Source organism: Mycobacterium sp. (assembly GCF_039583805.1).
In the GTDB taxonomy this organism is placed as follows: domain Bacteria; phylum Actinomycetota; class Actinomycetes; order Mycobacteriales; family Mycobacteriaceae; genus Mycobacterium.
This window is the reverse complement of the sequence record NZ_JAVKSH010000125.1, coordinates 2,449-9,837: the sequence shown is the minus strand read 5'-3', so window position 1 is coordinate 9,837 and position 7,389 is coordinate 2,449. Positions and strand designations below refer to the sequence as shown.

Genomic DNA, 7,389 nt, shown 5'->3' with positions numbered 1-7,389 from the left:
ACACGCTTCAGCCAAGAAAAACGGGCAGGGTAGCCTTCCGGTCGTGTGGAGTATGGTGCTGGGTCTGGGAATTCTGACCGGGCTCGATCCGGTGCGCATCGGCGTCACTCTTCTCGTGGCCTCGCGGTCGCGGCCCCTGCAGAACCTCATTACCTACTGGGTCGGCGCCGTGATCGCGGGTGTCTCCTACATGCTGATTCTGCTGACGTTCTTGCACGTCGTACCGTTCGTCCGAACTTTTGCACACGACCTGGCCACTCCGGCCTCGTTCGCGCGCTCGATCATCCGGCACGTTCAATTCGGCACCGGCGTGCTCGCGCTGTCGGCCGCCGCCTTCATGGCGGTCCGCTTCTGGGCACGCCGTCGAGAGCAGGTGCCGGCACCGAGCGGCGCCACGTCGACTCGGGTGATGGCCTCGAGCGGACCGACCATGATCGGGCCGCCGCCGGACCGCGCGCAGCCTGAGCCGGCGAAGGGCAAATCTGCGGTCTGGCGGGGGTTCGGCCGCGCCCGCACCGCGTGGGATGGCGGATCCTTGTGGATCGTGTTGGTGATGGGCCTCCTGGCGGTACCGCCACCGGTGACGGTTCTGTTGGTCCTCACCACCATCGTGGGCAGGGGAGCCGAGGTCGCCGCCCAGGTCAGCGCCGCCATCGTGTTCATCGTCGGGGTACTGGTGGTTGCCGAGCTCACCCTCGTCAGCCATCTTGCCGCGCCGGTGCAAACCCAGGCGGTGCTGCGACGAGTGCACGACTGGGCGCTGGCTCAGCGCCGGAAGATCCTGTTGACCCTGTGCACAGTGATCGGGGTCGCCATGTTGGTCCAGGGCATGGGACGCCCCTGAGCGGGCGGCCGAGGGCCTGGTCGCCTTGCGCCGCGTCCGTCGCCGATCAGCCGCCGCCCATGCGCCGGGCGGAATCCTCTATCAGGTCGGCGGCGGCCGCAACGGCATCGCCGGGTTTGGTCATTCGGGCGGCGATCTCGCGGGCCCGGGCCAGGTACTGCGGGGCCAGAATCCGGCGCAGGTCGGCGACCAGCGCTTTCTCGGTAGTGCTCGAAAAACGCCGGGCTGTGCCCACTTTCAGCCGTTTGATCGCAGCGCCCCACATCACCTGAACGTCCGCCATCCAGAGGATCAACGTGGGCACTCCGGCGCGCAGGCCGGCGGCCGTGGTGCCGGCGCCGCCGTGGTGCACGACCGCGCGGCAGGCGGGGAAGATCGCCGCGTAGTTCACCGCGCCCACCACCTTGACGTGCTCGGCATGACCGACGTCGCTGAAGTCGGTGGCGGCCGAGCACATCAACGCCCGCTCGCCCAACTGCGCGCACGCCGAGGCGATCATGGCGATCGTGTCGGCCGGAGATGCGACGGGGATGCTGCCGAACCCGAAGTAGATCGGCGGTGTCCCGTCGGCAATCCACGCCGCGACCTCGTCATCGGCATCCGTCGGCAACTCCATCGACAGCGTGCCGACAAACGGCCGCCGGCCATTCCACGTCGCCCATTCGTCGGCCAGCCCGGGAAAGCACACCTCGTCGTAGGCCTGGATCTCCAGCGATCCACGCTCGGCGATCCGCCGCGGCGCGGGGCCGGTGGCCTTCAGCAGGCCCAGCTCGCGGCGCTGCGCGTCCTCGACCTTCTTCACCCCGCGCCAAACCAGCCACTCGTACACCGTCATCGCCGAGCGGATCACCGCCGGCGGCAGGACCGGGACTAGGTGGCCGTTGACCCGTATCGGTAGCCAATGCAGCGTGGCCAACGGGATGTCGTGATACTCCGCGACGTTGGCGGCGAGCTCCTGGTAACTCAGACCGGTCAATATTAGGTCGGCCCCGTCGGCCAGCGACGTCAGCGTCGCGCTCATCTCCGCCCAGCTTCGGGTACCGGACTCGCGCGATTCTCGCCACGAGTCGATCAGATCCGGGATTCTCCAGACGTTGCGGAAGAACCGCGTCCAGAAGTTTCGCGTCGCTTCCAGCCACGTCCGCGTGTCCGGCCCGTAGGCGACCGCCGGGAGCCCGACCGACTCGGCGAAGCCAACCAGGTCGGGCGGGACGGCCATGCGCACGTCGTGCCCCCGGCGCAGCAGTTCGCGGCCGACGGCGACGCCGGGCTCGACGTCGCCGCGAGTCCCATAGAAGGTCAGCACCAACTTCATCGCGGATTCTGGCCTTTCACGTCCCGCGCGCGTTCTGCGAAATGACAACGGAAGCCTCGCGTCCCCGGCTCGGCCGCCCCGCAGCATAACCCCGCAGCCGTCGCGTGTGTCTCGATGGGCACCGCGTGTGCTGACGACCTTCTCGCGCCGGCCGCCGACGATCACGGCGCCACCGAGCCGGCGCAGGCGATCCACCCGAACGCGGTTGCCGCAGCCGGCGACACCGCCGGCGTCATTACTGGGTAGCCTTTGGGGATGGCTGACTCGACCACATTCGTCATCGTCGGCGGCGGGCTCGCCGGCGCCAAAGCAGCAGAAGCATTGCGCGACAAGGAATTTGATGGGCAGATCGTTCTGTTCGCCGACGAGCAGCGGCTACCCTACGAGCGGCCGCCGCTGTCGAAGGAGTTTTTGGCCGGCACGAAGTCGCCGGACGACTTCACCGTGCACACCGCCGAGTGGTACCGCGACCACGACGTCGACCTGCGGCTGGGTGTGCGGGTTCGGGCGGTGGACCCGTCCGCGCACACCGTTGCGCTGCCCGGCGGGGGCACCGTCGGCTACGACAAGCTGCTGCTGGCCACCGGGTCGAGCGCCCGGCGCCCGCCGATACCGGGATCCGACGCCGCCGCAGTCCACTATCTGCGCACGGTCGACGACGCGTCGGTGCTGAGTTCCGCATTGGCTCCGGGGTCGTCGCTGGCGGTGGTGGGCGCCGGCTGGATCGGGCTGGAGGTGGCCGCCAGCGCCCGCCAGCGCGGCGTCGACGTCACCGTCGTCGAGGCCGCGCGACAACCGCTGCTGGCCGCGCTGGGCGACGAAGCCGGCGCGGTGTTCGCCGCGCTGCACCGCGACCACGGCGTCGACCTGCGGCTGCAGTCGCAGGTCGCGGAGATCGCCACCACGCACGGCACGGCCACCGGGCTGCGGCTGGGCGACGGGTCGACAGTGGCCGCCGACGCGGTGCTGGTGGCCGTCGGCGCGAAACCCGACATCGAACTCGCGCGCGACGCCGGCCTGGCGACGGGCGACGGCGGGGTGCTCGTCGACAAGTCACTGCGCAGCAGCGATCCCGACGTCTACGCCGTCGGCGACATCGCCGCGGCCGAGCATCCACTGTTGCGCACCCGGATCCGCACCGAACACTGGGCCAACGCGCTCAAGCAGCCCGCGGTCGCCGTCGCCGGGATGCTCGGTGAGTCGGCCGAATACACCGAGCTGCCGTACTTCTTCACCGACCAGTACGACCTCGGCATGGAATACGCCGGCCACGCTCCGGCACACGAACGGGTGGTGTTCCGCGGCGACGTCGACGGGCGCGAATTCGTCGCGTTCTGGCTCGATGCCGACAACCGGGTGCTGGCCGGCATGAACGTCAACGTCTGGGATGTGCTCGACGACGTCAAAGGCCTGATCAGGTCGCGGCGCCCGGTGGACCCGGACCGGCTTGCCGATCCGCAGGCGCCCCTGGGCGAGCTGCTCAGCTGACGGTCACCGGGCGCCAGGCCCGGTCGATGACATCGGGCAAGCGCAGCGCCTGCAAGCGCTCCCGCTCGGCGCGGCGGCGTTTGATCCGCAGCCGGGTATCGGCGGGCATGGCGAGCAGCTCGTCGCAGGTCAGGTAAAACACGTCGTCGGCGCTGTCGACCAGATCTGCGCCCACGAGTCGGCGACCGGACTCGCGCAACGCCATTCGCAGCTCATGGGTGTACCGCATGGTGACGTCGTGAGCGTGCTCCCGCGACAGCCGAGTTTTGGCGGCCAGACGCTCGGCCAGTTTGCCGGGCGTATCCGGCGCCGATTCGTGCGGTGTCGCCGCGGCGGTGGTGAGCAGCAGCGCCGGATCGTCGCCGAACGTCGGGTTGGCCAGCTCGGCCTCCCCCGGCCCGCGATGGCCGATCCGGGCCAGCGCCGCGTCGACCGCAGCGGCGGTGCGGGGCGACAGCGCCCGCACACCGTCGACATCGCCGTGCGCGGCGAGCTGGAGTGCCTTCGGGTCACCGCGCAGAACGTCGGCCAGCGCAACGGCCTCGGCCGCGATGCGCTGACTTTCCACCAACGCGCCCAGCCCGGATATCGCGGTCGGCGCACCGGTGCGCTCCAGAGCGGCCGCGGTGACGCCGTTGTCGATCACCCACAGCGCGGTGAGCGCCCAGCCCTGGTGGATACGTGCTCTCAGCAACCCGATCCGCACCTCCAGGGCGGCATCGGTCAGCGCGGTGACCTGCGAGGCGTCGAGGTGCTCGGCCGTCGCGGCCGCCGTGTAGGCCTGGGTCTCGGCCTTCAGGTGGCGCACCAGGGCCAACGACCGGGTGCCGACGACGGCTTTGCCGGCCGCTCCGGGCAGCCCACCGGACAACGGCGGGCGGCCCGGCGGGACAACGTCGCCCGCCGGCCGCTCCCCCAACGCCCGCCCGACGATGGTGCGCGCGTCCCAGCCGGGCAGCTGGTCGGCCGCCAGGACGCTCGCCGACACCCCGACGTACGGGCGATGACCGAACACCGCCACGGCCCGGTTCTCCCACTCGCCGGCCACCACCGGGCCCAGCGCCATCGCCTGGGCCAGCACCCGGTTGGCGGCACGCAGGCCGGCCAGCTGGACGTCGAGCGTCATGGGGGTGAGCGGTCCCGGTAGTGCGCCGGCGAGGGGTGCTGCGCTGAAGACCGGGAACCGGGGGTCGATCCGATCGTCGAACTCGGCTTCTAGGCCGTCGGGTGCCGCGCATTCCAGCGCCGCGCCGTCGACCGGACCCGTACGCGGGGGGACCTCCAGCGGCAGCGGCAGACGGCCCGGCAAGTCGGTGGCACCGTTGGCACCAAGCCTGCGGCCGGCGAGCCCACGCGCGGTGTCGGCCACCGCGTCGGTCGCCCGCCACCCCAACTCGAACTGCCAATCCTCCTGCAGCGCTGAAAGATCCATGTCCGGAATCAGCTCCGGCCAGTCGCGCAGCCGGTGCAGACGCGGCGGCAGGTCCACCGATTGCAGCAGCCGGCGCGCCGTGACCACGTGTGTGGTGTCCGGCGTGGCAAGGTCCACTGTCCCGGTGGTGGTGACCGTCGCCGCGAGCGCCACGAAGCGGACCAGGTCGTCGACGTGGACGACCCGCAGCGGCCGCGACAGGTCGTTGGCACGCAGCAGGCCGGCCACGGTGCGGCTCACCATCCAGTCGAGCTGGCGACCCACCGGCGGCGCCGTCCGGACAATCAGGCTCGGCGCCCACCCGGTGGACACCAGCGCCTCGGCCTGCCGGTACAGCTCGGCCTGCCCGGCGGCCTGCGACACCACGATCAGCCGCGCGCCGGCGCGCGCAGCCGCATGCGCGACGCGCACGACGCTGTTGATCCCCGCACTGCCCGGCACACCGGGTTCAATCGGGGCGAGATGGACCACCACATCGGACTCGTCGGCCAGCTGCTTCAGCACGGCGCCGCCGAGCGGTGCGCAGACGAATTCGACTCCGGCATCGAGGTAGGGGTGCGGATGGCGGGCTACGCCGCTGACCGCGTGGCCGGCGGCCACCAGGTGGCGGGCGACGGCCCGTCCGAGCACACCGGTGACGCCGGTTACCAGGACCTGCACGCGGGCTCACCTCCCTGTACTTCGACAATAGGCGCATCAGCGGGCCCGCAGGTTCCTTCTGCCCGCGACCTGGCATCGACCTACACCAGCATGGCGGTGCCGTCGGCGTGCACGGCGACCTTGGCGCCGGCGACGTCGTCGCGCACGGTGGCCTCGGCCGCCGCGCCATCGGGTAGAACGGCCAGGATGCGCGCGTCGTCGGGGGTGCGAACCGCCAGGAACGTTTTCTCCGGGCGGCCGTCCCGGTCGAACGGGGTCGTCCACGATTCGACGACGCCGACGCCCTCCCACTCGACCGCCGCGCGCCGGGTCGGCTCGGAGTCGACCGCGGCCTGCACGTCTTCCCACCGGAACTCCGACGCGGGCGGTTCGGTGCCGTACACGCCGAAGCTGTGTTTGGTCAAGTAGCCGCCATTGGCGGTGATCAAACCTCGGCGTCCCGGATTGGCGGCCAGCAGTCCGGCCATCGTCGCGATCGAATGCGTGACGTAGTTGCTCCACGGGCCGCCGGCGAAGGTCAAACCGCCGGTCACGGTCAGCGGCCGGCTCGGGTCGTCGACGGGCAGTCCCAGTTCGGCGGCCGCGACCTGCACCGCGGACGGGAAACACGAGTAGAGGTCCAGATAGTCGACGTCGCCGATGCCCACACCGGCCAGCTGCAGCGCCCGCGCGCCGCCGATCCGGATGGCGGGCGACCGGTGCAGCTCGGCCCGCTCGCTGATCGCATAGGTGTCGTGCGCATCGGTGCCCGTATAGGGGTACACCCAGTGCTCGGCCGGGATCTGCAACCGGGTCGCGGTCTGCGCCGCCGCCAGCACCAGCGCGGCGGACTGGTCGACCATGCTGTTGGAGTTCATCAGCTTGGTGTAGGGCCAACTGATCATCCGGTTCGCCGGGCCGGGCCGCCAAATCTCCTCGGCGCTGACCGGGGTGCGGATCCACGCGTGCGGGTTTTCGACGGCCACGGCGTTGAACCGCGCCCACAGCTCGCCGATCCGCCGCCGATGGTCCTCGCCCGCCTCTCCCCTGCTGATCCGCAGCGACTGCTCGAACAACGGGTAGACGTACGCCGGGCGGTCCAGCCGGATCCGCTCCTCGGCCGGCCCGGCCATCGGCACGTGCTCGTCGCCGCCCGGGGCGATCGGCACCGACTCGTCCTGACGGGTCCAGGTGAGTTTCCTGCCCTGGGCCCGCAGTTGCATCCTGGTGCGCCAGGTTTCCGCGCCGGCCACCAGCACCACGTCGGCCCGGCCCCGCTGGATGTCCAGGCACGCCTGGTTGACCAGCGACTGCGGCACATTGCCGCCCACACCGCTGTAGCGGGTGGCGGGGTCGTCGGCGCCGATGCGCTGGCCCAGCAGCAGGCCCGGGTCGCGGTACTGCGCCGACAGCAGGTTCACCACGCGGATCGAGTCCACCGCCTCCAACACCCGGGCGTCGGCGGCATCGCGGGCTGCCGCGACCATCAGGTCGACGGGTTCGATGTCGGGGCTGCTGTCATGCTGGTTGACCTGGCCGTAGCCGATCAGCACTGGCGTGCGGGGGTTGACGGGCATGACAGCTACCTTCCCACTCCGGCGCGAGCGTGCGCGCCTGCGCCCGACACGCCGCCGAGCGGTGTGCGCGTGTGCACGCTCGCGGGTGATCCTA

General features: G+C 71.0%; 6 protein-coding genes. 3 read left to right on the top strand and 3 right to left on the bottom strand.

Annotated features, from left to right (window positions below; genetic code table 11):
- On the top strand, positions 1–844 hold an 844-nt coding region (locus ABDW21_RS14865), incomplete at its 5' end, for a GAP family protein (protein WP_343710643.1).
- Positions 845–890: 46 nt separating this feature from the next.
- Here the strand turns inward: ABDW21_RS14865 and ABDW21_RS14860 are convergent.
- On the bottom strand, positions 891–2,159 hold the full coding sequence (locus ABDW21_RS14860; protein WP_343602720.1) for a glycosyltransferase: 1,269 nt from the start codon (positions 2,157–2,159) through the stop codon (positions 891–893).
- Between the two features lie 114 nt (positions 2,160–2,273).
- Between ABDW21_RS14860 and ABDW21_RS14855 the strand changes: the two genes are divergently transcribed.
- A complete protein-coding gene (locus ABDW21_RS14855) occupies positions 2,274–2,405 on the top strand; it encodes a hypothetical protein (RefSeq protein ID WP_343710642.1) in 132 nt (43 codons plus the stop codon).
- A 9-nt stretch (positions 2,406–2,414) separates the two neighbouring features.
- Positions 2,415–3,647 carry an FAD-dependent oxidoreductase gene (locus ABDW21_RS14850; protein WP_343602721.1) on the top strand — a complete coding sequence of 411 codons (1,233 nt, stop codon included), beginning with the start codon at positions 2,415–2,417 and terminating at the stop codon, positions 3,645–3,647.
- Here the strand turns inward: ABDW21_RS14850 and ABDW21_RS14845 are convergent.
- Complete coding sequence (locus ABDW21_RS14845; RefSeq protein ID WP_343710641.1) at positions 3,640–5,739, bottom strand: NAD-dependent epimerase/dehydratase family protein; 2,100 nt, start codon at positions 5,737–5,739, stop codon at positions 3,640–3,642. The genes ABDW21_RS14850 and ABDW21_RS14845 overlap by 8 nt on opposite strands.
- Before the next feature lie 80 nt (positions 5,740–5,819).
- Positions 5,820–7,295 (bottom strand): acetyl-CoA acetyltransferase, encoded by a 1,476-nt coding sequence (locus tag ABDW21_RS14840; RefSeq protein WP_343710640.1) that lies wholly within the window; start codon positions 7,293–7,295, stop codon positions 5,820–5,822.
- Positions 7,296–7,389 lie beyond the last annotated feature (94 nt).